Origin of the sequence: Streptomyces sp. NPDC050534 (assembly GCF_044457745.1) — a bacterium.
Classification (GTDB): Bacteria; Actinomycetota; Actinomycetes; order Streptomycetales; family Streptomycetaceae; genus Streptomyces.
Window position 1 is genome coordinate 17,379 of record NZ_JBITHF010000002.1, and the last position, 26,026, is coordinate 43,404.

The window sequence follows — 26,026 nt, forward strand, 5'->3', positions numbered from 1 at the left end:
GACATCGCTCCCCGCACGGCCGCAGCGCGAGGCGGTACGGTGGGGCGTGAAGGATGCGGTTACGCGGTCCGAGGAGGGAGCCACCGATGATTCTGCTCCGTCGCCTGCTGGGTGACGTGCTGCGTCGGCAGCGCCAGCGCCAGGGCCGTACTCTGCGCGAAGTCTCCTCGTCCGCCCGAGTTTCACTCGGCTATCTCTCCGAGGTGGAGCGGGGGCAGAAGGAGGCTTCCTCCGAGCTGCTCTCCGCCATCTGCGACGCGCTGGACGTACGGATGTCCGAGCTCATGAGGGAAGTGAGCGACGAGCTCGCCCTCGCCGAGCTGGCCCAGTCTGCTGCGGCCACCGAGTCTGTCCCCACGCCGGTTCGTCCGATGCTGGGTTCCGTTTCGGTGACCGGTGTGCCACCGGAACGGGTGACCATCAAGGCGCCCGCCGAGGCGGTGGACGTGGTCGCCGCGTGACGATCACGCGCGTGCCTGCGTGAACCGACGTGCATATGCAAGGCCCCGGCCGGGGTCTCTCCAGGGGGAACTGGAGAGGAGCGGTCGGGGTTTTCGCGTTTCCGGGAGCTCTCCTACGGCCCTGCCGGTCCGTTTGCCGGTGCGGCCGGGGGCGGTCATGGTGGAGGCTCGCAGTGCGTTGCGCCCGTATGCCGCCGGTGCGCCCTCCCTGGGGGTGACGGCGGTCTGGCTTCGGGGCTGGAGGTGGCGTCCATGGCACGGCCGATAGTGCGCCGGGGGGCGGTTCTCGGGCTCGGGGTGTTGTGGTGGTGGGCCGTGCTGCGGCTGGCGTTCGCGCCCGGCGCCGGAGTGCTGGAGGGGGCGGTGGCCGCCGGGGGATGGGGACTGAGCCTGCTGCCGGTGCACTGCGTGCCGAAAGCGCGGGCGGCCGGGGCTGTGGGGCCGGAGTGCTGGCGGGACGCCTGGCGGGCGGCCCGGGCTACCACGGCATCGCCACCCCGCCGTTCGGGCGCAGGATCTGGCCCGTGGTGAAGGACGACGCGTCGGAGGCCAGGTACAGCACGGTGTGGGCCACGTCCGCCGGCTCGCCGACCCGGCCCAGCGGCGCCATGCGGGCCATCATCGCCTCGGTCTGCGCCTGGGCCTCGGCCTCGTGGCGGTCGGTCATGGGTGTACGGATCCAGCCCGGCGCGACCGCGTTGACCCGGATCCCGTGCCGGCCGACCTCGTTCGCCAGCGTCTTCGTCAGCTGGACGACGGCCGCCTTGGCCACGCCGTAGCAGAGCAGTCCGGGGCGGCCGGTGTCCACGGCGCCCGAGGCCATGGTGACGATGCTGCCGCCGGTCCCCGCTTCGAGCATCAGGCGTGCGGCCTCCTGGCAGGCGTACAGCACCCCCTTGAAGTTGACGCTCAGCACCCGGTCGAGGTCCTCGTCCCGGGTCTCCAGGACCGGGCTGGTGTGCATGATCCCGGCGATCGCGGCCATCACGTCCAGGCGCCCGCAGGACTCGACGGCCCCTCTCAGCTGCGCCCGGTCGGTGACGTCGAGCTGGTGGGTACGGGCGGTCCCGCCGCTGTCCTTGATGAGCGTCGCCGTCCCGTGCAGGCCCTCCGCGTCGCGATCGGCGCAGTGGACGGTGGCGCCGGCCTCGGCGAGCAGCACGGCCGATGCGCGGCCGATGCCGCCGGCGGCCCCGGTGACGAATGCGGTGCGTCCGGTGAGGTCGTACGCCTTGACGGGCATGCAGGGACCGTACGAGGGTTTCTGACGATCCGTCAATTAGTCGTACGGCGTGGAGTTCTGGAGCTTCGGGACGTGCTCGGGGCCGGTCCTGTCTGGCAGTTGGGGCACCAGTAGGTGGGGCGTTCGCGGGAACCGTCGCCCTGCTCGGCGACGCGGATCGACGTGCGGCAGCGCAGGCAGGGGCGGGGTGCGCGGCCGTAGACGAACAGGTCCTGGCCGCGGCGGCCCGTCGTCGTGCGGACCGGGCGTTCGCGGTTCGCCTCGAGGAGCTTCCTGGCCAGCTCGGGCAGCTTCGCGGCGCGGTCGGCGGGCAGCGCGCCGACGGGGAGCCACGGGGTGACGCCGAGCAGGAAGCAGAGCTCGCTCTTGTAGACGTTGCCGATCCCGGCGAGATTGCGCTGGTCGAGCAGGGCCTCGCCGAGGGGGCGGGCGGGGTCGGCGAGAAGATTGGCGAGGGCCTGCTGCGGGTCCCAGTCTGGGCCGAGGAGGTCAGGGCCGAGGTGGCCGACGACCCGCTGTTCGTCGGGGGTCCTTATGAGCTCGAGGACGGGGAGGCGGTAGCCGACCGCTGTGAGTTCCGTGTTGCCCAGGATGGCGCGGATCTGGTGGGAGGGGCCGCCGGTCCAGCGCCGGCCGTTCGCGAACACCTTCCAGGAGCCGTCCATCTTCAGGTGTGAGTGGAGCGTCAGACCGCCCTCGATACGGGTCAGCAGGTGCTTGCCGCGCGGAGTGACGTCCAGGACGGTACGGCCCGTGAGGTCCGCCGTGGCGAACCTGGGCACCCGGAGGTCGCTGCGGGTCAGCACCTTGCCCGCGAGGGCGACGTGCAACCGCCTCGCGGCCTGCCAGACGGTGTCTCCTTCGGGCATGGGTCAAGGGTTGCACGGTGTGCGCCCGTGCGGTGATCGGTGATCGGTGGGCGGAGTCTGCCGACTCATGCGCGAAGCCGCAGGCCGCGCGGGGTGGCGATGAAGCCCGATCCTTCCAGGAGGGTGCCGATGGGGGACGTCAGGGCCGAGGCGCCGTTCACCCGCTCCACGGTGACCGTGCCGAGCGAGCCCGCCTTCGCGGCGGCGGCCAGGGCCTGGGCGGCTGCCTGGAGGCGGGGGTCGTCGGTCGCCTTGCCGTCGGGGTCGGCGGGCCAGGCCAGCAGGGTCTTGCCGCCGCGCTCCATGTAGAGCGTCAGCTCGCCGTCGACGAGGACCACCAGGGAGCCCGCCTTCCGGCCGGGCTTGTGACCCGCTCCGGTCGGGGGCTCCGGCCACGGGAGGGCTGCGCCGTACGCGTTCGCCGGGTCGGCGGCGGCCAGGACGACGGCCCGGGAGTCGGAGGCGGGGGTGCGGCGGCCGGAGCCGTACGCCGTGTGTCCGAAGCCGGGCCGTGAGCCGCGCGGGCCTGCCGCGGCGAAATCGCGGGGCGAGGTGTATTCGTGGGCGGCGGTACGGGGGGTGTCGGGGGCGAAGCCGTCGGCGGGGGATGCCTCGAACTCGGTGCCGAACGGGTCGTTGAACTCGACGCCGAATCGGGCGTTGAAGTCGGTGCTGATGTCGGTGCCGAACTCATTGCCGAACGGTGCGTCGGCTCCGTCGGGCGAGGGCTGCGGCGGCAGGGCCTCGCCGCGGTCGCGGGCGTTCGACACCGCGCGCAGGCGGTCCACCGCGCCGTCCATCGCGAACTGCGCCGCGCCGAGCCCCTCCACCACATAGCCGCGCCGGGCCTGACCGCTCTCCTCGAAGACGGACAGGATGCGGTACGTCGCCGAGAAGCCGCCCTCGACGCCCTCCGCGGCGACGGCGCCCCGGGTGACCACGCCGTGCCGGTCGAGGAGGGTGCGGGCGAGGGCGTGGGCGCGCACCGTGGGGTCGGCCTCGGGTGCCGGGAGCAGGGACCAGCGACCGGCGACGGTGGGCGGGCCGCTGCGGGAGGCCGAGCGGGCGGCTGCGGTGAGGGAGCCGTAGCGCCCGCGCGGGACGTTGCGCTTGGCGCGGTGGGCCGTGGAGCCCGCGGTGCGGCCCGAGCCGAGCAGGGAGCGCATGGGGGACAGCGTGTCGTTGGTGAGGCGGCCGGACCAGGCCAGGTCCCAGACGGTGTCGGCCAGTTGGGGATCGGTGGCGTCGGGGTGGGTGGTCGCGCGGACCTGGTCGGCGATCTGGCGGAAGAACAGGCCGTAGCCCCCGGAGAGGGCGTCCAGGACCGACTGATGGAGTGCCGTCAGCTCCAGGGGGTGCGGCGGAGGCGCGAGCAGCGGTGCGGCGTCCGCGAGGTACAGGGAGACCCAGCCGTCCTTGCCGGGGAGGGCGCCCGCGCCGGCCCAGACGAGTTCCCCGGCGGAGGTGAGCTCGTCGAGCATCGCGGGCGTGTAGTTGGCCACGCGGGACGGCAGGACCAGCTTCTCCAGGGCCGACGCGGGTACGGACGCGCCCTGCAACTGCTCGACGGCACGCACCAGTCCGTCGATGCCGCGCAGCCCGTGCCCCTTGCCGATGTGCTGCCACTGCGGGAGGAACTGGGCGAGGGCGGCCGGCGCCACCGGCTCCAGCTCGTGCCGCAGGGCGGCCAGGGAGCGGCGGCGCAGTCGGCGCAGCACGGCGGCGTCGCACCACTCCTGGCCGATCCCGGCGGGGTGGAACTCCCCTTGCACGACACGGCCGTTCGCGGCGAGGCGCTGCAGCGCGCCCTCCGTGACCGCCACGCCCAGGCCGAAGCGGGCGGCCGCGGTGGTCGACGTGAAGGGGCCGTGGGTGCGCGCGTACCGGGCGAGGAGGTCGCCGAGCGGGTCCTTGACGGGCTCTGTGAAGGCTTCCGGGACGCCGACCGGCAGAGCGGTGCCGAGGGCGTCACGCAGGCGGCCCGCGTCCTCGATCGCCGCCCAGTGGTCGGCGCCGCCGATGCGGACCTTGATCGCGCGGCGGGCGCCGGCCAGCTCCTGGGCCCACTGAGCCTCGGCGCCCCGCTCGGCCAGCTCGGCGCCGGTGAGGGGCCCGAGCAGGCGCAGGAGGTCCGCGACGCCCTCGGCGTCCTTGACGCGGCGGTCCTCGGTGAGCCACTGCAGCTCGCGCTCCAGCTCGGTCAGCACCTCGGCGTCGAGCAGCTCGCGCAGCTCCGCCTGCCCCAGCAGCTCGGCCAGCAGCCGCGAGTCCAGGGAGAGCGCGGCGGCACGGCGCTCGGCGAGCGGGGAGTCCCCCTCGTACAGGAACTGGGCGACGTACCCGAACAGGAGGGAGCGGGCGAAGGGGGACGGCTCGGGGGTGGTGACCTCGACCAGGCGCACCTTGCGGGACTCGAGGTCGCCCATCAGCTCGACGAGCCCGGGGACGTCGAAGACGTCCTGGAGGCACTCGCGGACCGCCTCCAGGACGATCGGGAACGAGCCGAACTCGCTGGCCACCTGGAGCAGTTGGGCGGCGCGCTGGCGCTGCTGCCACAGGGGCGTGCGCTTGCCGGGGCTGCGCCGGGGCAGCAGCAGCGCGCGGGCGGCGCACTCGCGGAAACGGGAGGCGAACAGGGCCGAGCCGCCGACCTGGTCGGTCACGACCTGGTCGACCTCGCCCTTGTCGAAGACGACGTCCGCCGCGCCGACGGGTGCCTGGTCGGCGTCGACCGCCGTGAAGTGAGCGCCCGGCTTCGCCGGTTCCTGGTCGAGCAGGTCCAGGCCCATGAGGTCGGCGTCCGGCAGGCGCAGCACGATGCCGTCGTCGGCGTGCATGACCTGGGCGTCCATGCCGTACCGCTCGGAGAGCTTGGCGCCGAGGGCGAGGGCCCACGGGGCGTGCACCTGGGCGCCGAAGGGGGAGTGCACGACCACGCGCCAGTCGCCGAGCTCGTCGCGGAAGCGCTCGACGACGATGGTGCGGTCGTCGGGGATGTGGCCGCAGGCCTCCCGCTGCTCGTCCAGGTACGACAGGACGTTGTCCGCGGCCCAGGCGTCCAGGCCCGCCGCGAGCAGGCGGAGCCGGGCGTCCTCCTTGGGGAGCGAGCCGACCTCGCGCAGGAACTGGCCCACCGCGCGGCCCAGTTCGAGCGGGCGGCCCAGCTGGTCGCCCTTCCAGAAGGGGAGCCGTCCCGGTACGCCCGGCGCGGGGGAGACCAGGACGCGGTCGCGGGTGATGTCCTCGATGCGCCAGGAGCTGGTGCCGAGCGTGAAGACGTCGCCCACGCGCGACTCGTAGACCATCTCCTCGTCGAGCTCGCCGACGCGGCCGCCGCCCTTCTTGGGGTCGGCACCCGCGAGGAACACACCGAAGAGGCCGCGGTCCGGGATCGTGCCCCCGGAGGTGACGGCGAGGCGTTGGGCTCCGGGCCGGCCGGTGACCGTGCCGGCGACGCGGTCCCACACCACGCGCGGGCGCAGTTCGGCGAAGGCGTCGGACGGATAGCGGCCCGCGAGCATGTCCAGGACCGCTGTGAACGCCGACTCGGGGAGGGACGCGAAGGGGGCGGCGCGGCGGACCGTGGCAAGCAGGTCGTCGACCTGCCAGGTGTCCAGCGCCGTCATGGCCACGAGCTGCTGGGCCAGGACGTCCAGGGGGTTGGCGGGGACCCTCAGGGACTCGATGGAGCCGGTGCGCATGCGCTCGGTGACCACCGCGGCCTGGACGAGGTCGCCGCGGTACTTCGGGAAGACCACGCCGGTGGAGACCGCGCCCACCTGGTGTCCCGCGCGGCCGACGCGCTGCAGGCCGGAGGCGACGGAGGGCGGGGACTCCACCTGCACGACGAGGTCCACCGCACCCATGTCGATGCCCAGCTCGAGGCTGGAGGTGGCGACCACGGCGGGCAGCCGGCCCGCCTTGAGGTCCTCCTCGACGAGCGCGCGCTGCTCCTTGGAGACCGAGCCGTGGTGGGCACGCGCGATGACGGGCGGGGCGCCCTGGGCCGCTCCGGAGCCGCCCATGAGCTCGGCCGGGGCGTGGTGCTCGTCCATGGGTTCGCCGGTGGCGCGCTCGTAGGCGATCTCGTTGAGCCTGTTGCACAGGCGCTCCGCCAGGCGGCGGGAGTTGGCGAACACGATCGTGGAGCGGTGGGCCTGGACCAGGTCGGTGATCCGCTCCTCGACGTGAGGCCAGATCGACGGCCGCTCCGTGCCCTCGGAGCCGTCGGCGACCGGGGAGCCGCCCAGTTCGCCCAGGTCCTCGACCGGGACGACCACCGAGAGGTCGAACTCCTTGCCCGACGTCGGCTGGACGATCTCCACCTTGCGGCGCGGCGAGAGGTACCGCGCGATCTCGTCCACCGGGCGGACGGTCGCCGAGAGGCCGATGCGGCGGGCCGGCTTCGGCAGCAGCTCGTCCAGGCGCTCCAGGGAGAGCGCGAGGTGGGCGCCGCGCTTGGTGCCCGCCACGGCGTGCACCTCGTCGAGGATCACCGTCTCGATGCCGGTCAGCGCGTCGCGCGTGGCCGACGTCAGCATCAGGAACAGGGACTCAGGGGTCGTGATCAGGATGTCCGGGGGGCGGGTGGACAGGGCGCGGCGCTCGGCGGCGGGGGTGTCGCCGGAGCGGATGCCCACCTTCACCTCGGGCTCGGGCAGGCCCAGGCGCACGGATTCCTGGCGGATGCCGGTCAGCGGACTGCGGAGGTTGCGCTCGACGTCGACCGCGAGGGCCTTCAGCGGCGACACGTACAGGACGCGGCAGCGCTTCCTCGGGTCGGCCGGCGGGGGCGTCGAGGCCAGCTGGTCCAAGGCGGCGAGGAAGGCGGCCAGGGTCTTGCCGGAACCGGTCGGGGCGACCACCAGCACGTCCGAACCCGCACCGATGGCCTGCCACGCGCCCGCCTGGGCCGCCGTGGGCGCGGAGAAGGCCCCCGTGAACCAGCCGCGGGTCGCGGGGGAGAAGCCGTCGAGGGCCCGGTGTGCGGAGCTGACCATGCGTCCATCCTGCACCCGTCCACTGACAATGGCTCTGACCTGCGGTGACGTGCCGCCGTGGAGGGGCTGGGGCAAGCCGTCCCCGGCCTCGCGGAGAATGGGGGCATGGCAGGTTCGGGGAAGGAGGCCGCGCGGCACTGGCAGTACGCCGAGCTGCCCGGGGTCGATCTGCTGCGCGCCCGGTACATCCGCAAGACGTTCGTGCGGCACACTCACGAGAACTTCGTCATCGCCGCCATCGCGGACGGGGTCGAGGTCTTCCATCACCGTGGCGCCGACCAGTACGCCGGAGCCGGGGCACTCGCGCTCGTCAACCCGGACACCACGCACACCGGGCGGGCCGGAGTGCCCGAGGGATGGCGTTACGGCGCTGTCTACCCGTCGCCGCAGGTCGTGGCCGAGATCGCGGCGGAGACCACCCTCATACGCGGGACACCGGGATTCGTCAGCCCGGTGCTCGACGATCCCCGCACCGTGCAGCTCGTGCACCGGGTGCTGCGGGCCACGGAGGACGGCAACGCGCTCGCCGCCGACACCCTGCTGCGCCTCACCGTCACCAGGCTGCTCCGGCTGAACGGCGGGCCGCTGCCGCAGCGGGAGGTGCGGACGGCGGGGGCGAGGATCGCGGCACGCGCGCGTGCCGCGCTCGAGGAGCGGATGGCCGGCCCGCCGACCCTCGAAAAGCTCGCGGCCGACCTCGGCACCAGCCCGTTCGCTCTGCTGCGGGCCTTCCGGGACGCCTACGGGATGCCGCCCCACACCTGGCTCACCGACGCCCGGGTGCGGCAGGCGCGACGGCTGCTGGACGCCGGTACGACGCCCGCCGAGGCAGCCGTCGCCGTGGGGTTCACCGATCAGCCCCACCTGAACCGGCACTTCACCCGCATCGTCGGCGTACCGCCAGGGGCGTACCGGCGGGAGCGCAAGAACGTACAAGACGCGCGAGGGCGACTGCTTCTACCGTCCGAGGCGTGGCAGAACAGACAGCTCTCGCAGACATACGCCCCGAGGACGACGGGAAGGCCGATGCCGCCGTCGTCCGGGACGCCCTCGGCGTAGGCGTCGCCGTAGGACTCTCCGGCTTCGCCTTCGGGGTGACCTCGGCCGGCAGCGGGCTCACACTGCTGCAGACCTGCGCGCTCAGCCTCCTGGTGTTCACCGGCGCGTCCCAGTTCGCCCTGGTGGGCGCGCTCGCCGCCGGCGGCAACCCGCTCACGGCGGCGGCGGGCGCCTTCTTCCTGGGCGTCCGCAACGCCTTCTACGGGCTGCGCCTGTCCCAGCTGCTGGCCCTCCCGCGCGCGGTGCGGCCGTTCGCCGCCCAGTGGGTCATCGACGAGACCACGGCGGTCGCGCTGGCCCAGCCCACGCGGCGGGCCACGCGGATCGGGTTCACCGTCACCGGGCTCAGCCTGTACGCGCTGTGGAACCTCACCACGCTGCTCGGCGCACTGGGCGCCCAGGCCATCGGGGACACCCGCGCATGGGGCCTCGACGCGGCCGGTCCCGCCGTCTTCCTGGCGCTGCTCGCGCCGATGCTCAGGACCGGCACCGAGCGCGCCGTCGCCGGCCTCGCCGTCCTCCTCGGGCTCGGCCTGCTGCCCGTACTGCCCGCCGGGGTGCCCGTCCTGCTGGCCGCCCTCGCGGCGCCCGCCGTCCTCTTCCTGGAGGGCCGCCGCAGGGGCACCTCCGGCACCTCCTCCGACCACGCACACGAGAACAACGACGTACCAGAGGAAGACCGTTGAACACCTGGATCGCGATCGGTGCGACCGCCGTCGGCTGCTACGCCGTCAAGCTCGCCGGACTGCTCGTGCCCGCGGGCGCTCTCGAGAAGCCGCTCGTCAGGCGGCTGGCCGCGCTGCTGCCGGTGGCGCTCCTGGCCGCGCTGACGGCCCAGCAGACCTTTGCCGACGGGCACGCGCTGGTACTCGACGCACGGGTCGCGGGGCTCGGCGCGGCCGCCGTGGCGCTGGTCCTGCGCGCCCCGTTCCTGCTCGTGGTGGCCGCCGCCGTGCTGGTGACCGCCGGGGTGCGGGCCATGGGCGGCTGACGACACCCTGGTCAGCCGATGGAACGCCCGTGCGCCCTCAGCGTGCGCAGCGCCTCGATGGTCACCATGGGGCGTGTCTCCAGGGCGATGCCCGGTGCCCACGCGCGCTGGGGATGCCATCCGCGCGTGGAGGAGTGGGGCAGGATCGGCCAGCCGCCGTCCTCCTGCTGCGCGTCCGCGAGGTGGTCCAGGGAGCGCGCCATCTCCGCGTCCGTGAACCACGCGCGCGCGAGGGAGCTCGGCGTCTTCGCGTAGTCGTGCGGGAAGTGCTGCTCGCCGGGCAAATAACCGGTGGCTACGGGATACGTGTCGAGGCGGTTCGGTTCCAGCGCCGCGAGCCGCTGTTCGCGCACCAGGCGGCCGAGGCGGGCGGCGGCCGCCTCCGCGCGCGTGCGGTCGCGAGCGGAGTCCAGGAAGGCCACGGCGGCCTGGACCTCGTAGGGGTGCGACTTGTCCAGGGAGTCGACCGCCTGCCAGCAGAAGTCCGTCGCCCTGAACAGCCAGGCGTGCCACACCGCGTTGCGGTGCAACAGGCCCACCACCGGCCCCGTGGTGAGGAGTTCGCTCGGCGGATCGTCCACGACCGGGAGGAACGGGGCCGCCGGATAGCCGCGCTGGCCGGGATGGATCGCCGGCAGCGCGCCGTCCGCCGTGGAGACGGCGGTCAGGTACCGGCACACGCGTTCCACGCGCTGCCCGCCGCAGCGCTCGATGGCGTCCAGGACGCGCAGCGCGTGCCCGGTGTGCAACGGCTGGCTGACCGGGCCGCGCAGATTCGGCTCCAGGGCGTGGCCGTACCCGCCGTCCTCGTTGCGGTAGGCGTCCAGCGCTGTCTCCACCGCGTCCGCGCCGCCGTTCAGGAAGTGGTGTGCGAAAAGACGCTGTTCCAGCACGCGCGCGGTGAGCCAGACGAAGTGCTCGGCGCGGAAGAGCGGGGAGCGCGCCGGGGACGTGGCGGGGAGTGGGGAGGCTCCTGTTTCGGACATGCGACAGACCGTAAAGCGGAAAGCGGTCTCGGCAACGGGTACCGGCCGAGGCCCACCCCCTGAGGCGGGATACTGGAGTCATGCGGTTGACGGTCTTCTGGCAGCGGATGGCGGATCACTTCGGTTCGGGGTACGCCGACACCTTCGCGCGCGACCACGTGATGGCGGAGCTCGGCGGCCGCACGGTGCACGAGGCGCTGGACGCGGGATGGGACGCCAAGGACGTGTGGCGAGCGGTCTGCACAGTCATGGACGTTCCGCGGGAGAAGCACTGATCGGTCACGAAGATCGCAGGACGCCAGTTGATTGTCGGACCGGTGGGCGAGACTTGATCCGTGGCACCCACTGACGAGACCGGGCAGACGCCCCGGCAGGCATCCCCCTTCGGCACGACGCCGCCCGGCCGGCCCCCGGCCGACCCCGCCGCCGATTCCGCCGCCGGGCCGGGCGTCGGCATGCCGCGCTGGCTGCCGCGCGCCGTGGTGCTCGTACTCGGCCTCTACGCCGCCTTCCAGCTGGGCACCTGGGCCTTCCACCAGCTCACCGGCCTGCTGATCAACATCCTCATCGCGTTCTTCCTGGCCCTCGCCATCGAGCCCGCGGTGAGCTGGATGGCCTCCCGCGGAATGCGCAGAGGGCTGGCCGCCGCCATCGTCTTCGTCGCCGTGATGATCGTGTCCGCGGGGTTCGTCGCACTGCTCGGCTCCATGCTGGCGGGCCAGATCATCAAGATCGTCGAGGAATTCCCGAACTACCTCGACTCCGTCATCAACTGGATCAACACCCACTTCCACACCGATTTGAAGCGGGTGGACGTCCAGGAGGGGCTGCTCCGATCCGACTGGCTGCGCAACTACGTGCAGCACAGCGCCACCGGCGTGCTGGACGTGTCCGCCCAGGTCCTCGGCGGTCTCTTCCAGTTGCTGACGATCGCCCTGTTCTCGTTCTACTTCGCCGCGGACGGCCCCCGGCTGCGGCGCGCGATCTGCTCCGTGCTGCCGCCCGCGCGGCAGGCCGAGGTGCTGCGCGCGTGGGAGATCGCCGTCAACAAGACCGGCGGCTACATCTACTCGCGCGGCCTGATGGCCCTGATCTCCGGCATAGCCCACTACATCCTGCTGCAGATCCTGGGCGTCCCCTACGCGCCCGTGCTCGGCGTCTGGGTGGGGCTGGTCTCGCAGTTCATCCCGACCATCGGCACCTACCTGGCGGGCGCCCTGCCCATGCTGATCGCGTTCACCGTCGATCCCTGGTACGCGCTGTGGGTGCTGATCTTCGTCGTGATCTACCAGCAGTTCGAGAACTACATGCTCCAGCCCAAGCTGACCTCGAAGACCGTCGACATCCACCCCGCCGTCGCCTTCGGCTCGGTCATCGCCGGCACCGCCCTCCTCGGCGCCGTCGGCGCGCTGATCGCCATTCCGGCGATCGCCACACTGCAGGCGTTCCTGGGGGCGTACGTGAAGCGGTACGCGGTCACCGACGACCCCCGGGTCCACGGGCACCGGCGAGGGGGACCGGGGACCGGCCTGCTCACGCGCGCGAGGCTGCTGTGGGGGCAGCGGACGGTGGCCACGAGGGAGGAGACGGGGGAGCCGGGGGATCCGGAAGAGGGTTCCTCTGAGGCGTTGACGCGCTGATGAGACGTTGTCGCGCTAAGGCGTTGACGCGCTGAGGCGTTGAGACCCGCCCTCACCAAGCTGGCCGGCACATGGTCGGTACTGACCGGCACTGGTCAGTACGTGAGAACCGCCCACACCCCGGCGCCGACGACAGCCACCACGTAGCACCCGGTCGCCGCCGCCACGATCCGCCGCCGGACCGGCTCGCTCCAGGACGTGCGGGACAGCAGCCAGGTCAGCGCCGGCAGAACCAGGACCGCATGCAGGCTGACCCCGTGCAGCGGCTTGAGCGGGGCCGTCGAGTGGTACGCGGCCTCCTGGTGGCCGGTACGGGTGAGTACGACACCGCGCGCGATCATCGCCGCCCCCGAGGCGAGTCCCACCAGCAGGATCGCAAAGCCGGAGCGAACCGCGAGGGCCATCCCCGCGGGGCCCGTGGGCCGCTGCCGGAACGAGGCGACGGCGAACACGGTGAGCAGCACCACGAGGACGCCGCCGCCCACCGCGAGCGTCATCGACACCGCCGTGTCGAAGGGCGTCTCCATGTCGAGGTGCGAGGGCACCCGGCGCCAGGCCTGAAGCGTGATGCCGCCGACCTCCACGACGCAGTCGGCGGTGAACACCGCGAGCAGCAGGGCACGCAGCCGCGCGCTGATGCGCAGAGACGACGTCACCCAGGTGACCGCGATCAGCGTCGCCCCGAAGGACAGCCCGAACGTGACGGGCTTGCGCCAGGAGACGGGCCCGTACCAGGGGCCGCCGTCGACGGCGAACACCCCCAGGTGCACCAGGCCGGAGAGGATCAGGGCGAGGCCGACGGAGCAGGCGACTCGGGTGCTCTTCTCGATCTCCATGCCCTCAGCCTCGCGAGAGACACCCTCCCCGTCGTCGTCCGGCCGAAGACATCCGGTGTACGCCGGGGGAAGTACCGGCGGGGCGTAGCGACCGCATGGGGCGGCGGGGGCGGTGCAGGGCGCCAACTCCGCCCGGACACGGTCCCGGTGTGCCGCGTGGTGCGCTTGACATGAAAATCGAACATCCATTCTTATGGAGACTCCGGCGAGGTTCTCGACGGGTGGTTCGACCCGGTTCGGACGGAGAAGTGCCCGAGTTATCCACAGGCCGGACGGGCGTCAGGGCGCATTGTCAGTGGCAGGCGTTAGCGTCTTTGACGTGAAGCGATCGACTCAAGCAAATCGGGTGGAACCCATGGCAGGAACCGACCGCGAGAAGGCCCTCGAAGCCGCTCTCGCACAGATTGAACGGCAGTTCGGCAAGGGCGCGGTCATGCGCATGGGCGAGCGGCCGAACGAGCCCATCGAGGTCATCCCCACCGGGTCGACCGCGCTCGACGTGGCGCTCGGCGTGGGCGGCATTCCGCGCGGCCGAGTGGTGGAGGTGTACGGACCGGAGTCCTCCGGCAAGACGACCCTGACGCTGCACGCGGTGGCGAACGCCCAGAAGGCCGGCGGACAGGTCGCCTTCGTGGACGCGGAGCACGCCCTCGACCCCGAGTACGCGAAGAAGCTCGGCGTCGACATCGACAACCTGATCCTCTCCCAGCCGGACAACGGCGAGCAGGCCCTGGAGATCGTGGACATGCTGGTCCGCTCCGGCGCTCTCGACCTCATCGTCATCGACTCCGTCGCCGCGCTCGTCCCGCGCGCGGAGATCGAGGGCGAGATGGGCGACAGTCACGTCGGTCTGCAGGCCCGTCTGATGAGCCAGGCCCTGCGGAAGATCACCAGTGCGCTCAACCAGTCCAAGACCACCGCGATCTTCATCAACCAGCTCCGCGAGAAGATCGGCGTGATGTTCGGCTCCCCGGAGACCACGACCGGTGGCCGGGCGCTGAAGTTCTACGCCTCGGTGCGCATGGACATCCGCCGCATCGAGACCCTGAAGGACGGCACGGACGCCGTCGGAAACCGCACGCGGGTCAAGGTCGTCAAGAACAAGGTCGCGCCGCCGTTCAAGCAGGCCGAGTTCGACATCCTCTACGGCCAGGGCATCAGCCGCGAGGGCGGCCTGATCGACATGGGCGTGGAGCACGGCTTCGTCCGCAAGGCCGGCGCCTGGTACACGTACGAGGGCGACCAGCTCGGCCAGGGCAAGGAGAACGCGCGCAACTTCCTCAAGGACAACCCCGACCTGGCCAACGAGATCGAGAAGAAGATCAAGGAGAAGCTGGGCGTCGGTGTGCGTCCGGAGAAGCCGACCACGGAGCCCGGTGCGGACGCCGCTGTCTCGGCCACCGCGGACGACGCCGCGAAGTCGGTGCCCGCCCCGGCGATCAAGGCGACCAAGGCAGCCAAGGCTCCGGCTGCCAAGAGCTGACGCATGACACGGCGAACCGACTGGGCCGAATACGCCTACCAGGACGCCGCGGGGGAGCGGAACGGCGGGGACTACGGGGGATCCGCCGAGCCGGGCCGCCGCGCGTACGGAGACGACGCGGGTCCGGTGCACGGCGCGGACGGGGGACACGGCCGCGCGGCGCCGTACGGTGCGGGGGGCTCGTACGGCGCCGATGGGCCGTTCGGTGACGACGGCTCGTACAGCGACGGGTCGGGCGGCGGAGAGTGGCGTGACGACGGGGCACCGGAGGGTTTCGGCTCGTCCCGTGGCCGCTCACGCCGGGGCGGTGGGGCTCGTGACGGGGCCCGTGGCGCCGGCGCCTCCCGCGGTCGCCGGCGGCGGCGTCGCGACGAGGCGTCCGATCAGGACGGGGGTTCCTCCTCCTCGTCGAGGGCCGAGCAGGAGGAGTCCTCAGGGGACCCGGTGGAGCGGGCGAGGGCGATCTGCCTGCGTCTGCTCACCGGGACCCCGCGTACGCGCAAGCAGCTCGCGGACGCCCTGCGCAAGCGGGAGATCCCCGACGACGTCGCGGAGGAGGTGCTGTCGCGGTTCGAGGAGGTCGGGCTGATCAACGACAGCGCGTTCGCGGACGCCTGGGTGGAGTCCCGGCACCATGGCCGAGGTCTGGCCCGGCGCGCGCTGGCCCAGGAACTCCGGACCAAGGGCGTCGACTCCACGCTGATCGACGAGGCCGTCTCCCAGCTCGACTCCGAGCAGGAAGAGACGACCGCGCGTGACCTGGTCGCCCGCAAGCTGCGCGCCACGCGCGGCCTCGACCGCGACAAGCGGCTGCGCCGCCTCGCGGGCATGCTCGCCCGCAAGGGCTACCCCCAGGGCATGGCCCTACGGGTGGTTCGCCAGGCGCTGGAGGAAGAGGGCGAGGACACGGAGTTCCTCGGGGACGAGGGCTTCTGACGCGGGTCGGACACGGGTCTGACACGGCGGGAGCCCTTCGCGTCCCATGGCCACGGGGCACGGCCGGTCCGCCTACGACGTCACCGGCAGCCCCGCCGCCTTCCACGCCTGGAATCCGCCGACCAGATCGGTTGCCCGGGCGAGCCCCAACCGGTGCAGGGACGCTGCCGCGAGGCTCGAGGCGTAGCCCTCGTTGCAGATCACCACGACCCGCACCTCGTGACCGGTGGCCTCGGGTACGCGGTGGCTGCCCTGAGGGTCCAGACGCCACTCCAGTTCGTTGCGCTCGACGACGAGGGCGCCCGGGATCACACCGTCCCGCTCGCGCAGGGCGGCGTAGCGGATGTCGACGAGGACCGCTTCGCCGGCCTCGGCGGCGTCGTACGCCTCGCCGGGCTCGATCCGCTCGTAGCCCTGGCGCACCCGCTCCAGCAACTCGTCGATGCCGACGGGCCGTTCGCCCGTGCCGTTCGCCGACTCGCTCACTGCCAGTCCTCCGGGCGCTCGACCTGCTCCAGGCGGAGCACTTGCCCCACGCGACTGTAGCGGCGGATCTGCGGCAGGGGCGGGTAGTAGGCGTGGACGGAGATCGCATGCCGTTCGGTGGACTCGTTGAGCACCTCGTGGACGTGATGGCGGCCGAAGGCGCGCCCCCGGCCGGCCGGCAGCCGGCGCTCGCGGTCGACTCCGTCGTTGAGTTCCAGCGTCCTCCAGCCGTCGGCGGGCAGCCGGACGGCGAGCGAGTTCTCCTTGAGCTCACCGGCCGCCGTCAGGAAGGCGCCGACGGATTCGGCGTGGTCGTGCCAGCCGGTGCCCGTGCCGGGCGGCCAGCCGATCAGCCAGGCCTCGCTGCCACCGGGACCCTCCAGGCGCACCCAGGTGCGGCCCTCCGGGTCGAGGGGGAGCGAGGCGATCAGCTCGGCGTCGGCGGCCGTACGCCGCACGAAGTCGAGGAGGTCCGCTTGCGTCGGCCCCTGGGCGACGGGTGCGGAGGCAGGGGGAGAGGAGGGCGCAGGGGAGGAGGCAGACATGGGACACCGTCCTGGAGAGTTCGCGAGGGGGCGCGCGGAAGCACTGAGGCGCGCGCGGGAAAAAGGGGATGCGAATTCAGCAGGACGGGCGACACACACAGCCTGCATAGCGGACGAGGTCCATATGGACCCGCCGCCACAGGCGCGTAAAGGTGTCGGTCACGATCCGGAGTAGACCATCGACGGTGCGGGCCGGTCAACTCACCGTCACTATCTGGACCACAGGGTGACGGTGAGTACGCTCACTTCGCGGCCGAGCCGGCCGTGGCCTCCTCCTTCGCCGGACCGCCCAGCGTGGCTTCCGCCGCCGCGTACAGGTCGGCCGGGCGCACGCCGCTCAGCGCCGTGACCAGGTGACCGTCGGGGCGCACCAGCAGCACCGTGTGCGGGGCCGCACCCGGGTAGCTCTCGGCGACCAGCAGCTCGGCGCGGTGCGGCAGCGCGGCCACCGCGGCCGCGAGCCTCGGCATGATCCCGGCGCTGACCCAGTGCTTGCGCTCCCACACCCCCGTGCCCGGCGCGACCAGCACCACCAGCAGGGCACCGCGGCCGAGCCGCTCCCTCAGCTGCACGAAGGAACCGTTCTCGGCGGTGACGCGCACATCGGTGACCGCGGCGCCGGGCGCCGTGTCCACCGGGACCTCCGCCTCCAGATGCCGGGGCGCCAGCGGCGAGTGGTCGTACGCCCCCGGCGCACCGAGCGCACCGCGCCCCAGGTGACCGTCCGTGAGCAGCGCGTCGTGGCCGCGGGCCGAGCCGGGCACGTACGCGCGCAGCCCTCCGCCGCCACGCAGCAGCGGCAGCACCTGGTCGGCGGCGCGCAGCCGGGCGGCGACGATTCCGCGCCGCTCCGCCTGATAGCTGTCGAGCAGGGCCTCGTGCGGTCCGTGATGCCAGGCCAGCGCCAGCTTCCAGGCCAGGTTGTCGGCGTCCCTCAGTCCTTCGTCGAGCCCCTGCGTGCCCAGCGCGCCGAGCAGGTGCGCCGCGTCTCCGGCGAGGAACACCCGGCCGACCCGCCACCGGCGGGCCAGCCGGTGATGGACGGTGTGCACGCCGGTGTCGAGGAGTTCGTACGCCGGTGCCGAGCCGCCCGACCAGCCGCCGAGCGTCTCCCGGACGCGCGCCAGCAGCAGCTCGGGCGTGACCAGGTCCTTGCCCGGCGGCAGCAGCCAGTCCAGGCGCCATACGTCGTCCGGGAGGGGGCGGGCGGTCACTTCCCCGGCCGAGGGCCTGGACGTCCGCCACGGCGGCATCCGATGGAGCAACGCTTGGTCCGGCCACGGAAGTTCCGTACGCAGCGTGGCCACGGCGTGTCGCTCCACCGCCGTACGGCCCGGGAAGCGGATGTCCAGGAGCTTGCGCACGGTGGAGCGCGGGCCGTCGCAGCCGACCAGGTAACTGCCGCGCCAGTACGTGCCCTTGGGGCCGCGGGTGTGCGCGGTGACCCCCGAGGTCTCCTGCTCGAGGCCGTCGAGTCGGCTGTCCACGACGACCTGGACGAGGCGCTCGGCGGCCAGGGCCTCGCGCAGGGCGCCGGTCAGGACATGCTGCGCGATGTGCAGGGGAGGGGGCTCGGTGTCGCCGAACGTGACCTCGCGCATCACCTGCTTGCGCCGCACAGACCGCCATGCGGCCCAGTGGGCGCCCTCGCGCGCGAGCGGCATGCCCGTCAGCCGCTCCATCAGCGCGGCGGTCTCCTCGCGCAGGACCACGGTGCGCGCGGGGCGCTGTTCGTCCTTGCCGGAGCCCTCGTCCAGCACGACGGCAGGCACTTCCTGACGGGCCAGCGCCAGGGCGAGCGTGAGCCCGACGGGCCCCGCTCCGACGATGATCACCGGGTCCACGGCGTAGCGCCCCCTGCCCGCGGCGATGTCCTCGCGGACGCATGTGAACAGAGAGTTGGAGCAGGGTGCACGATCACAGAACGTATGCAACCCATTGGCGAGGTTTGCGTCAAGCGACGGAGGCAGTGGCGATCATGCCACTGCCTCCGTGCGCCGTTCACGCCACTTGACTGATCATCAGGTACTGGCACCGGTTCCGTGCGAGCCGCCTACCTCGGCAGGGTTGAGCTCGACGTCCTCGGCGCCGAGGACCGCGCCCGTGCTCTTCTTGCTGCGCCTGAGCCTGGCCTCCAGCCAGCTCGCGAAGCTCGTCAGCGAGAAGTTGACGAGGATGAAGATCACGGCCACGACCGTGAAGCTGGCGATGGTGTTGCCGTAGTAGCCGATCATCGTGTTCGCCGACGAGAGCAGTTCCGGGAACGTGAGGACCGCGCCGCCGAGGGCCGTGTCCTTCACGATCACGACGAGCTGGCTGACGATGGCCGGCAGCATCGCGGTGACCGACTGCGGCAGCAGGATGAGCCGCATGACCTGGTTCTTGCGCAGGCCGATCGCCATCGCTGCCTCGGACTGCCCCTTGGGCAGGGCCAGAATGCCGGCCCGGACGATCTCCGCGAGAACAGCTGCGTTGTACAGCACGAGGCCGGTGACCACGGCGTAGAGCGGGCGGTCGTCCGAACTGATGTTGGTGTACTTCGCGTAGAGGGCCACCCCGAAGATCATCAGGACCAGCACGGGGATGGCTCGGAAGAACTCCACCACGACCGAGGCCGGTACACGGATCCAGGCATGGTCGGACAGCCGGGCTATGCCCAGGATCGCACCGAGCGGCAGCGCGATGATCATCGCCAGTGCCGCCGCCTTCAGCGTGTTCTTCAGACCTGGCCAGATGTACGTGGACCAGGCTTCGGTGCCGCTGAAGAACGGCTTCCACAGCGCCCAGTCGAGCTGGCCCTTGTCGTCGAGGCTGTTGACCACCCACCACACCACCGCCGCGAACGCGACGACGAAGATGCCCGTGAAGAGCACGTTGCGCCGTTTGGCGCGGGGCCCCTGGGCGTCGTAGAGAAGGGAGGTCATCGCTTCACCGCCAGCTTCTTGCCCACCCAGCCGAGGATCAGGCCGGTCGGCAGGGTCAGGATCACAAAGCCCAGGGCGAAGACCGCGGAGATCGGGATGAGTTGGGCCTCGTTCTCGACCATCGTCTTCATCAGGGTGGCCGCCTCCGCGACGCCGATCGCGGCCGCCACCGTGGTGTTCTTCGTGAGCGCGATCAGGACGTTCGTCAGCGGGCCGACGGACGATCGGAACGCCTGCGGCAGCACGATCAGCCGCAGTACCTGGGAGAAGCTGAGGCCGATCGCCCTCGCGGCCTCCGCCTGCCCGACCGGCACGGTGTTGATGCCTGACCGCAGCGCCTCACACACGAACGCCGACGTGTACGCGACCAGACCGAGGACGGCAAGACGGAAGTTGACCGTGTCGATGACCTTCGAGCCGAGGTCGATGCCCAGGGTGTTGTGCAGGCCCAGTGACGTGAACAGGATGATCACGGTCAACGGGATGTTCCGCACGGTGTTCACGTAGAACGTGCCGAAACCGCGCATCAGTGGCACGGGGCCGACCCGCATGGCGGCCAGCAAAGTGCCCCAGACCAGGGAACCGACGGCGGCGAGCAGCGTCAGCTGCACTGTCGTCCAGAAGGCACCCAGTACGTCGTAACCTTCAAGAAAGTCGAACACGATCTCCCGCGCTTCCGCGTGTAGGGACGCCCCGGTGCGCCGCCCGGGAAGGCGGCGCACCTGTCAGGCGTTGCTTCAGCTCTTGACGACGCCGATCTTCGGCGCGGGCTCGTTCTTGTAGCTGGCCGGACCGAAGTTCTTCTTGACGGCCGTGTCCCACGAGCCGTCGGAGACCATGGCCTCCAGGGCCGTGTTGATCTTCGCCTTGAGGGCGCTGCCCTTCTTGACGCCGATGCCGTAGTTCTCGTTGGTCATCTTGAAGCCGCCGAGCTTGAACTTGCCCTTGTACTGGGCCTGGGCGGCGTAGCCGGCGAGGATCGAGTCGTCGGTGGTGAGGGCGTCGATGGCGCCGTTCTGGACACCGGTCAGGCAGGCCGAGTAGGTCGGGTACTGCTGCAGCTGGGCCTTGGGTGCGAGCTTGTCCTTGACGTTCTGCGCCGAGGTCGAGCCGGTCACCGAGCACAGCTTCTTCTTGTTGAGGTCCGCCGGCGACTTGATGGAGTTGTCGTCGGAGCGGATCAGCACGTCCTGGTGGGCCAGCAGGTACGGGCCGGCGAAGTCGACCTTCTGCTGGCGCTCCGGCGTGATCGAGTAGGTGGCGGCGATGAAGTCGACGTCACCGCGCTGCAGCATGGTCTCGCGGTCGGCGCTCTTCGACTCCTTCCACTCGATCTGGTCCGCGCTGTAGCCGAGCTTCTTGGCGACGTACGTGGCGACGTCGACGTCGAAGCCGGAGTAGCCCTGCGGCGTCTTCTGACCGAGGCCCGGCTGGTCGAACTTGATGCCGACGCTGATCTTCTTGCCGCCGCCGGAGGAGGACCCGCTGTCCTTGTTGTCGCTGGACCCGCACGCCGTGGCGGCCACGGCGAGGGCGAGGACGGCGGCCGAGGCGGCGGTGACCTTGCGGAGCTTCATGGTGAACATCCTTTGGGTGGTGACGAGATGAGAGCCGGCATGAAGACGAGGGCCGGCGATGGCTGGGCGGCGCGGACCGGCTGTCAGTGGTGACGGGCGGCGCGGACCGGCTGTCAGTGGTGAAGGATCTTCGACAGGAAGTCCTTGGCGCGGTCGCTGCGCGGATTGCTGAAGAACTGGTCGGGCGCAGCCTCTTCGACGATCCGGCCGTCCGCCATGAAGACCACTCGGTTTGCAGCCGATCGTGCGAAGCCCATCTCATGGGTGACGACGATCATGGTCATGCCGTCCCGGGCGAGCTGCTGCATGACCTCGAGGACCTCGTTGATCATCTCCGGGTCGAGCGCCGACGTCGGCTCGTCGAAGAGCATGACCTTCGGGTCCATGGCCAGGGCGCGCGCGATGGCGACACGCTGCTGCTGGCCGCCGGAGAGCTGCGCGGGGTACTTGTCCGCCTGCGTGGCCACGCCAACCCGGTCCAGCAGGGCCCGGGCCTTCTCCTCGGCCTTCTTCTTGTCGGCCTTGCGGACCTTGATCTGGCCCAGCATCACGTTCTCGAGCACGGTCTTGTGCGCGAAGAGGTTGAAGGACTGGAAGACCATGCCGACGTCGGCGCGCAGCCGGGCCAGCTCCTTGCCCTCCTGGGGCAGCGGCTTGCCGTCGATCGCGATCGAGCCCGAGTCGACGGTCTCGAGCCGGTTGATGGTGCGGCACAGCGTGGACTTGCCGGACCCGGAGGGCCCGATGACCACGACGACCTCGCCGCGGGCGATCGTCAGATCGATGTCCTGCAGTACGTGCAACGCGCCGAAGTGCTTGTTGACGCTCTTCAGGACGACAAGATCGCCTGCACTGGCCACGTCTTCCTTGGCCACCGATACTTCGGTCATCGCTCTCAGGCTCCGTCCTCCTCGGTTTCGGAGGACAGTAGTTACCGGCGACGACCAGCGTCATTACATCTGAGGGGAATCTGAGCATCACGATCCGATAGCAATCGGATACGTGTCGTAGCAGTTCCCGGCGGGGGCGTATCGGCCGGATAACGGAAGCCGCGCGCAAACGGAACCCTCTTGACGCCGTCGTCGTCCATCAGCGTGACTGCGTTGGTGCACGCGCGCGTGCACGCATTTTTTGCGCATGCTGATCGTACGGCCGATGAATCGAAGGAGGACCGGATGAGGCTGCTCCTCGTCGAGGACGACAACCACGTGGCCGCCGCTCTTTCTGCGGTTCTGGCCCGGCACGGTTTCGACGTCACGCACGCGCGTAGCGGCGAGGAAGCTCTGCAGGCGCTGGTTCCGGAGAGTGACTGCTTCGGCGTCGTCCTGCTCGACCTGGGCCTGCCCGACCAGGACGGATACGAGGTCTGCGGAAAGATCCGCAAGCGCACCAGCACCCCGGTGATCATGGTCACCGCCCGCTCCGACGTGCGCTCCCGTATCCACGGCCTCAACCTCGGCGCCGACGACTACGTGGTGAAGCCGTACGACACCGGTGAGCTGCTCGCGCGGATCCACGCCGTCAGCCGGCGCACCGCCCACGAGGACGCGGCGGGCGGCGGCGACCACGAGCTGCGTCTCGGAGCGGTGCTCATCGAGCTGCCCACCCGGCAGGTCAGCGTGGACGGTTCGGTTGTCCAACTGACCCGCAAGGAGTTCGATCTGCTCGCCCTGCTCGCGCAGCGCCCCGGGGTCGTCTTCCGCCGGGAGCAGATCATCAGCGAGGTGTGGCGCACCAGCTGGGAGGGGACCGGACGCACCCTGGAGGTGCACGTCGCGTCCCTGCGCGCCAAGCTGCGCATGCCGGCCCTGATCGAGACCGTGCGCGGCGTCGGCTACCGGCTCGTCGCCCCGGCTTCGTAGCCTGCACGGGTGCGTACACGTCTTCTTCCGCTGCTCATCGTCCTGATGGCGGCCGTACTGCTCGCGCTCGGCGTCCCGCTCGCCGTCAGCGTGGCCGCAGCCCAGCAGCAGAAGGTCGTCGTCGACCGGATCGACGACACGGCCCGCTTCGCGTCCCTGGCGCAGTTCGTCACCGACGCGTGCAGCTCCACCCGCACGTCCACGGACGAGCGCCTCGACACCCTCACCACCGAGCTGACCAGCTACTACGGCGTCTACGGCATCAGGGCCGGCGTCTTCTGCCGTACCGACGTCCCCATGGCCCAGGCGCCGCAGAACTTCTTCCTCCCCGAGACGGGCGAGGTGCGCGAGGCGTTCGCCGAGGCGCTGCTCAGCCGCCGCAGTCACGACCCCCGGCAGGTGTGGCCATGGCAGCGCGGCAGGCTGGTCGTCGCCTCCCCGGTCATCCGGGACGGTGACGTCGTCGCCGTCGTCGTCACCGACTCGCCCACCGGGCAGCTGCGCTCACGGATCCTGCACGGCTGGCTGATCATCGGCGTGGGCGAGATCGCCGCGATGCTGCTCGCGGTCGGCGCCGCGCTCCGGCTGACCGGCTGGGTGCTCAGGCCCGTGCGCGTGCTGGACGCCACCACACACGCGATCGCGAGCGGCCGGCTGAAGTCCCGGGTCGCGGCCGCGGGCGGACCGCCGGAACTTCAGCGCCTGGCACGGTCGTTCAACGAGATGGCGGACAACGTCGAAGACGTGCTGGAGCAGCAGCGCGCCTTCGTCGCCGACGCCTCGCACCAGCTGCGCAACCCGCTCGCCGCGCTGCTGCTGCGCATCGAACTGCTCGCGCTGGAACTGCCGGAGGGCAACGAGGAGGTGGCATCGGTACGCACCGAGGGCAAGCGCCTCGCGGAAGTCCTCGACGACCTGCTCGACCTGGCCCTGGCCGAGCACACCGAGGCCGACCTGCGGGTCACCGACATCGGCGCGCTGACCGCCGAGCGCGTCGCGGCATGGACACCCACCGCCGAGGCCAAGGGCGTGCGGCTGGTGGGCAGTTGCCCGGCGACCACCGCCTGGGCCGACCCTGTCACCCTCTCCAGCGCCCTGGACGCGGTGATCGACAACGCGGTGAAGTTCACGCCCGAGGGCGAGCGCGTGGAGGTGTCGGTCACGGCCGACGGCGGCACCTCGACCGTCGTGGTCAGCGACCACGGCCCAGGCCTGACCGAGGAGGAGCTCGGCCGCGTCGGCGACCGCTTCTGGCGCAGCGGCCGCGATCAGAACGTCAAGGGCTCCGGGCTCGGCCTGTCCATCTCGCGCACGCTGCTCGCGGCGGGCGGCGGCTCCATCTCCTACACCCACCACGAACCGCACGGCCTGACGGTGACGGTGGCGGTGCCGAGGAACAGTCCCACGGCCTGATGGACGGCTCTGTGAGGTGGCTGACGGCTCTGTGAAGAGCCCTACGGCTTGACCGAGCGGTAGTACCGCCTGGCGCCCTCGTGCAGCGCCAGCGGGTCGGTGTAGATCGCGGTGCGCAGGTCGACGAGCTGGGCGGAGTGGACGCGGGTGCCGATCCCGTCACGGCTCCTGATGACGGTCCGGGTCACCCACTCGGTGAGCCGCGGGTTCATGTCCGTGCGCGTCATCAGAAGGTTGGAGACGGCGATCGTCGGTACGGCGACGCCGTTCTGGACGCTGGGGTAGGCCGACTCCGGCATGTTGGTCGCGCGGTAGTAGCGGGTTGCACCGCCCTGCTCGTGCAACTTGGCGACGAGGCCGGCCCCGATCGGTACGAACCGGAAGGTGAAGCGGTCGGCGAGCTGCTGCAGCCCCTGCGTCGGCAGTCCGCCCGACCAGAAGAACGCGTCGATCTTGCCCTGCCGCAGCCGGTCGGGACCGGTGTTGATGCCGTCGGCGAACGGCGTTATGTCCTTCTCCGCGTCGATGCCGGCCGCCTTGAGCACGCGGTCGGCGATGAGCCGCACACCCGAGCTTGGCGGCCCCACGGCCACCCGCTTGCCCTTCAGGTCCGCGACGGAGTCGATGTCCGAGCCGCGCGGGACGACGAGCTGCACGTAGTCGTCGTAGAGCCGGGCGACGCCGCGCAGGTGGCCGGCGTTGGGCCGGTGCTGGAGCTTGTACGTCTCGACGGCGTCGGCCGCGGCGATGGTGAAGTCGGCGTCGCCGTTCGCCACGCGCGTGACGTTCTCCTGTGAGCCGTCGCTGGTCCGCAGCGTCACCTTCAGATCGGGCATGTCCTTGTCGAGCGCGGTGCGCAGGAGCTTGGCGTACTGCTGGTAGACGCCCGCCTGCGTGCCCGTGCTGATGGTGATCGCGCCGCTCGGAGCCGCCTCGCCCAGGGGCAGCAGCCACCACAGCAGCAACCCGAGGGAGACGATGCCGGCTGTCGCGCCCTCCAGGGCCCGGCGCCGGCCGATCCGGCGGAACATCTTGGACATGCGTGGGATCCTGCCAGCCGGTACGCGGTGCTGACCAGGGCCGGAGTCACAACGGGGTCGCAACTCGATCACGAGGGGCGTTGTCAGTGCCGGTCGATAGGGTCGCCGTATGAGTTCATCGCCCGCCGACCTGGTCCGCCGGTTCCACCACGCCGTCGGCCTCGACACCCGCACCACGCCCACCGAGGTCCCGGCCCCGCTGGCCGCGCAGCGCGGGAAGCTGCTCGCTGAGGAGGCGGCGGAGGTCGCCGAGGTCTCGGTCACCGGCCCACTCGACAAGCTGGCACATGAACTCGCCGACGTCGTCTACGTCGCCTACGGCACGGCCCTGGTCCACGGCATCGACCTCGACGCCGTGATCGCCGAGATCCACCGCTCCAACATGACCAAGCTGGGCCCCGACGGCCAGGTCCGGCGGAGAGCCGACGGCAAGATCCTCAAGGGCGACAACTACGAGGCCCCCGACGTGTCGGCGGTGCTGCGGCGCCAAGGGTGGATACCGGGCGGGGAGTGAGCTGCACGGCTCGTCGGACGTCGCGTCGGCCGGCCCGAGGCCTGGGCTGCGGCCCGAGGGCGGCGGGTTACCCACTGAGGCAGGTGTCTTGGCGCCGGTGAGGGGCGGACCAGTCGCCGACGGGACGGCGGCCGGCCCATCGTCAGCACGGACGGACAGGA

The 26,026-nt window shown here is 71.4% G+C and carries 26 protein-coding genes; 12 read left to right on the forward strand and 14 right to left on the reverse strand.

The annotated features are described in order from the left end of the window. Positions 1–86 precede the first annotated feature (86 nt). The gene (locus ACIBN2_RS05695) at positions 87–461 is read left to right on the forward strand and encodes a helix-turn-helix domain-containing protein (RefSeq protein ID WP_019981938.1); all 375 of its coding nucleotides are present in this window, start codon (positions 87–89) and stop codon (positions 459–461) included. A gap of 252 nt (positions 462–713) precedes the next feature. After that, a complete protein-coding gene (locus ACIBN2_RS05700; RefSeq protein WP_399132907.1) occupies positions 714–992 on the forward strand; it encodes a hypothetical protein in 279 nt (92 codons plus the stop codon). Here ACIBN2_RS05700 and ACIBN2_RS05705 read toward each other — a convergent pair. The 3 genes from ACIBN2_RS05705 to ACIBN2_RS05715 form a co-directional block, all read right to left on the reverse strand. After that, the gene (locus ACIBN2_RS05705) at positions 940–1,704 is read right to left on the reverse strand and encodes an SDR family NAD(P)-dependent oxidoreductase (RefSeq protein WP_399132908.1); all 765 of its coding nucleotides are present in this window, start codon (positions 1,702–1,704) and stop codon (positions 940–942) included. The genes ACIBN2_RS05700 and ACIBN2_RS05705 overlap by 53 nt on opposite strands. Positions 1,705–1,736: 32 nt before the next feature. Beyond that, positions 1,737–2,573: an Fpg/Nei family DNA glycosylase gene (locus ACIBN2_RS05710; protein WP_399132909.1), complete on the reverse strand. Its 837-nt coding sequence runs from the start codon at positions 2,571–2,573 to the stop codon at positions 1,737–1,739. 65 nt (positions 2,574–2,638) lie between these two features. Next, the gene (locus ACIBN2_RS05715; protein WP_399132910.1) at positions 2,639–7,573 is read right to left on the reverse strand and encodes an ATP-dependent helicase; all 4,935 of its coding nucleotides are present in this window, start codon (positions 7,571–7,573) and stop codon (positions 2,639–2,641) included. 105 nt (positions 7,574–7,678) lie between these two features. Here ACIBN2_RS05715 and ACIBN2_RS05720 point away from each other — a divergent pair, with 105 nt between their 5' ends. From ACIBN2_RS05720 to ACIBN2_RS05730, 3 genes are read left to right on the forward strand one after another with little or no spacing between them, the layout of a single operon-like run. Beyond that, positions 7,679–8,632, forward strand: coding sequence for an AraC family transcriptional regulator (locus tag ACIBN2_RS05720; RefSeq protein WP_399132911.1), 954 nt, complete (start codon positions 7,679–7,681; stop codon positions 8,630–8,632). Next, positions 8,545–9,318 (forward strand): AzlC family ABC transporter permease, encoded by a 774-nt coding sequence (locus tag ACIBN2_RS05725; RefSeq protein WP_399132912.1) that lies wholly within the window; start codon positions 8,545–8,547, stop codon positions 9,316–9,318. The genes ACIBN2_RS05720 and ACIBN2_RS05725 overlap by 88 nt, the downstream gene beginning before the upstream one ends. Next, positions 9,315–9,623: an AzlD domain-containing protein gene (locus tag ACIBN2_RS05730; RefSeq protein ID WP_399132913.1), complete on the forward strand. Its 309-nt coding sequence runs from the start codon at positions 9,315–9,317 to the stop codon at positions 9,621–9,623. The genes ACIBN2_RS05725 and ACIBN2_RS05730 overlap by 4 nt, the downstream gene beginning before the upstream one ends. Positions 9,624–9,634: 11 nt before the next feature. Here ACIBN2_RS05730 and ACIBN2_RS05735 read toward each other — a convergent pair whose 3' ends face one another. Further along, the gene (locus ACIBN2_RS05735; RefSeq protein WP_399132914.1) at positions 9,635–10,609 is read right to left on the reverse strand and encodes a hypothetical protein; all 975 of its coding nucleotides are present in this window, start codon (positions 10,607–10,609) and stop codon (positions 9,635–9,637) included. 80 nt (positions 10,610–10,689) lie between these two features. Between ACIBN2_RS05735 and ACIBN2_RS05740 the strand changes: the two genes are divergently transcribed. Next, positions 10,690–10,884: a DUF3046 domain-containing protein gene (locus ACIBN2_RS05740; RefSeq protein WP_399132915.1), complete on the forward strand. Its 195-nt coding sequence runs from the start codon at positions 10,690–10,692 to the stop codon at positions 10,882–10,884. Between the two features lie 60 nt (positions 10,885–10,944). Continuing rightward, positions 10,945–12,249 (forward strand): AI-2E family transporter, encoded by a 1,305-nt coding sequence (locus ACIBN2_RS05745; protein ID WP_399132916.1) that lies wholly within the window; start codon positions 10,945–10,947, stop codon positions 12,247–12,249. 95 nt (positions 12,250–12,344) lie between these two features. Here ACIBN2_RS05745 and ACIBN2_RS05750 read toward each other — a convergent pair whose 3' ends face one another. Next, complete coding sequence (locus ACIBN2_RS05750; protein ID WP_399132917.1) at positions 12,345–13,085, reverse strand: hypothetical protein; 741 nt, start codon at positions 13,083–13,085, stop codon at positions 12,345–12,347. 355 nt (positions 13,086–13,440) lie between these two features. On the opposite strand from ACIBN2_RS05750, the gene recA reads away from it, so the two are divergent. Continuing rightward, positions 13,441–14,568, forward strand: coding sequence for a recombinase RecA (recA, locus tag ACIBN2_RS05755; protein ID WP_399132919.1), 1,128 nt, complete (start codon positions 13,441–13,443; stop codon positions 14,566–14,568). Between the two features lie 3 nt (positions 14,569–14,571). After that, positions 14,572–15,504 (forward strand): recombination regulator RecX, encoded by a 933-nt coding sequence (gene recX / locus ACIBN2_RS05760; protein WP_399132920.1) that lies wholly within the window; start codon positions 14,572–14,574, stop codon positions 15,502–15,504. Positions 15,505–15,576: 72 nt separating this feature from the next. On the opposite strand, the gene ACIBN2_RS05765 is transcribed toward recX, so the two are convergent. The 8 genes from ACIBN2_RS05765 to ACIBN2_RS05800 all read right to left on the reverse strand — a co-directional run bounded on the left by ACIBN2_RS05765 (position 15,577) and on the right by ACIBN2_RS05800 (position 21,926). Then, the gene (locus ACIBN2_RS05765; RefSeq protein WP_399132921.1) at positions 15,577–15,990 is read right to left on the reverse strand and encodes a rhodanese-like domain-containing protein; all 414 of its coding nucleotides are present in this window, start codon (positions 15,988–15,990) and stop codon (positions 15,577–15,579) included. Continuing rightward, positions 15,987–16,535 carry a cysteine dioxygenase gene (locus ACIBN2_RS05770; RefSeq protein WP_399132923.1) on the reverse strand — a complete coding sequence of 183 codons (549 nt, stop codon included), beginning with the start codon at positions 16,533–16,535 and terminating at the stop codon, positions 15,987–15,989. Before ACIBN2_RS05770 ends, ACIBN2_RS05765 begins: the two co-directional genes overlap by 4 nt. 76 nt (positions 16,536–16,611) lie before the next feature. Beyond that, a complete protein-coding gene (locus ACIBN2_RS05775) occupies positions 16,612–16,659 on the reverse strand; it encodes a hypothetical protein (protein ID WP_309506048.1) in 48 nt (15 codons plus the stop codon). Between the two features lie 118 nt (positions 16,660–16,777). Beyond that, a complete protein-coding gene (locus tag ACIBN2_RS05780) occupies positions 16,778–18,379 on the reverse strand; it encodes an FAD-dependent monooxygenase (RefSeq protein WP_399132924.1) in 1,602 nt (533 codons plus the stop codon). 177 nt (positions 18,380–18,556) lie between these two features. Beyond that, positions 18,557–19,459 (reverse strand): amino acid ABC transporter permease, encoded by a 903-nt coding sequence (locus ACIBN2_RS05785; RefSeq protein ID WP_399132925.1) that lies wholly within the window; start codon positions 19,457–19,459, stop codon positions 18,557–18,559. Then, the gene (locus tag ACIBN2_RS05790) at positions 19,456–20,121 is read right to left on the reverse strand and encodes an amino acid ABC transporter permease (protein WP_399132926.1); all 666 of its coding nucleotides are present in this window, start codon (positions 20,119–20,121) and stop codon (positions 19,456–19,458) included. Before ACIBN2_RS05790 ends, ACIBN2_RS05785 begins: the two co-directional genes overlap by 4 nt. 75 nt (positions 20,122–20,196) lie before the next feature. Then, complete coding sequence (locus ACIBN2_RS05795) at positions 20,197–21,036, reverse strand: glutamate ABC transporter substrate-binding protein (protein ID WP_399132927.1); 840 nt, start codon at positions 21,034–21,036, stop codon at positions 20,197–20,199. A 113-nt stretch (positions 21,037–21,149) separates the two neighbouring features. Next, entirely contained in the window at positions 21,150–21,926 is a 777-nt protein-coding gene (locus ACIBN2_RS05800) for an amino acid ABC transporter ATP-binding protein (RefSeq protein ID WP_399132928.1), read from the reverse strand. A gap of 285 nt (positions 21,927–22,211) precedes the next feature. On the opposite strand from ACIBN2_RS05800, the gene ACIBN2_RS05805 reads away from it, so the two are divergent. Both ACIBN2_RS05805 and ACIBN2_RS05810 read left to right on the forward strand, forming a co-directional pair. After that, complete coding sequence (locus tag ACIBN2_RS05805) at positions 22,212–22,898, forward strand: response regulator transcription factor (RefSeq protein WP_399132929.1); 687 nt, start codon at positions 22,212–22,214, stop codon at positions 22,896–22,898. Between the two features lie 9 nt (positions 22,899–22,907). Beyond that, on the forward strand, positions 22,908–24,311 hold the full coding sequence (locus tag ACIBN2_RS05810; protein ID WP_399132930.1) for an ATP-binding protein: 1,404 nt from the start codon (positions 22,908–22,910) through the stop codon (positions 24,309–24,311). Positions 24,312–24,352: 41 nt separating this feature from the next. Here the strand turns inward: ACIBN2_RS05810 and ACIBN2_RS05815 are convergent, their stop codons facing one another. After that, a complete protein-coding gene (locus ACIBN2_RS05815; RefSeq protein ID WP_399132931.1) occupies positions 24,353–25,351 on the reverse strand; it encodes a TAXI family TRAP transporter solute-binding subunit in 999 nt (332 codons plus the stop codon). Positions 25,352–25,460: 109 nt separating this feature from the next. Between ACIBN2_RS05815 and ACIBN2_RS05820 the strand changes: the two genes are divergently transcribed. Then, positions 25,461–25,865: a MazG nucleotide pyrophosphohydrolase domain-containing protein gene (locus ACIBN2_RS05820; RefSeq protein ID WP_399132932.1), complete on the forward strand. Its 405-nt coding sequence runs from the start codon at positions 25,461–25,463 to the stop codon at positions 25,863–25,865. Positions 25,866–26,026 lie beyond the last annotated feature (161 nt).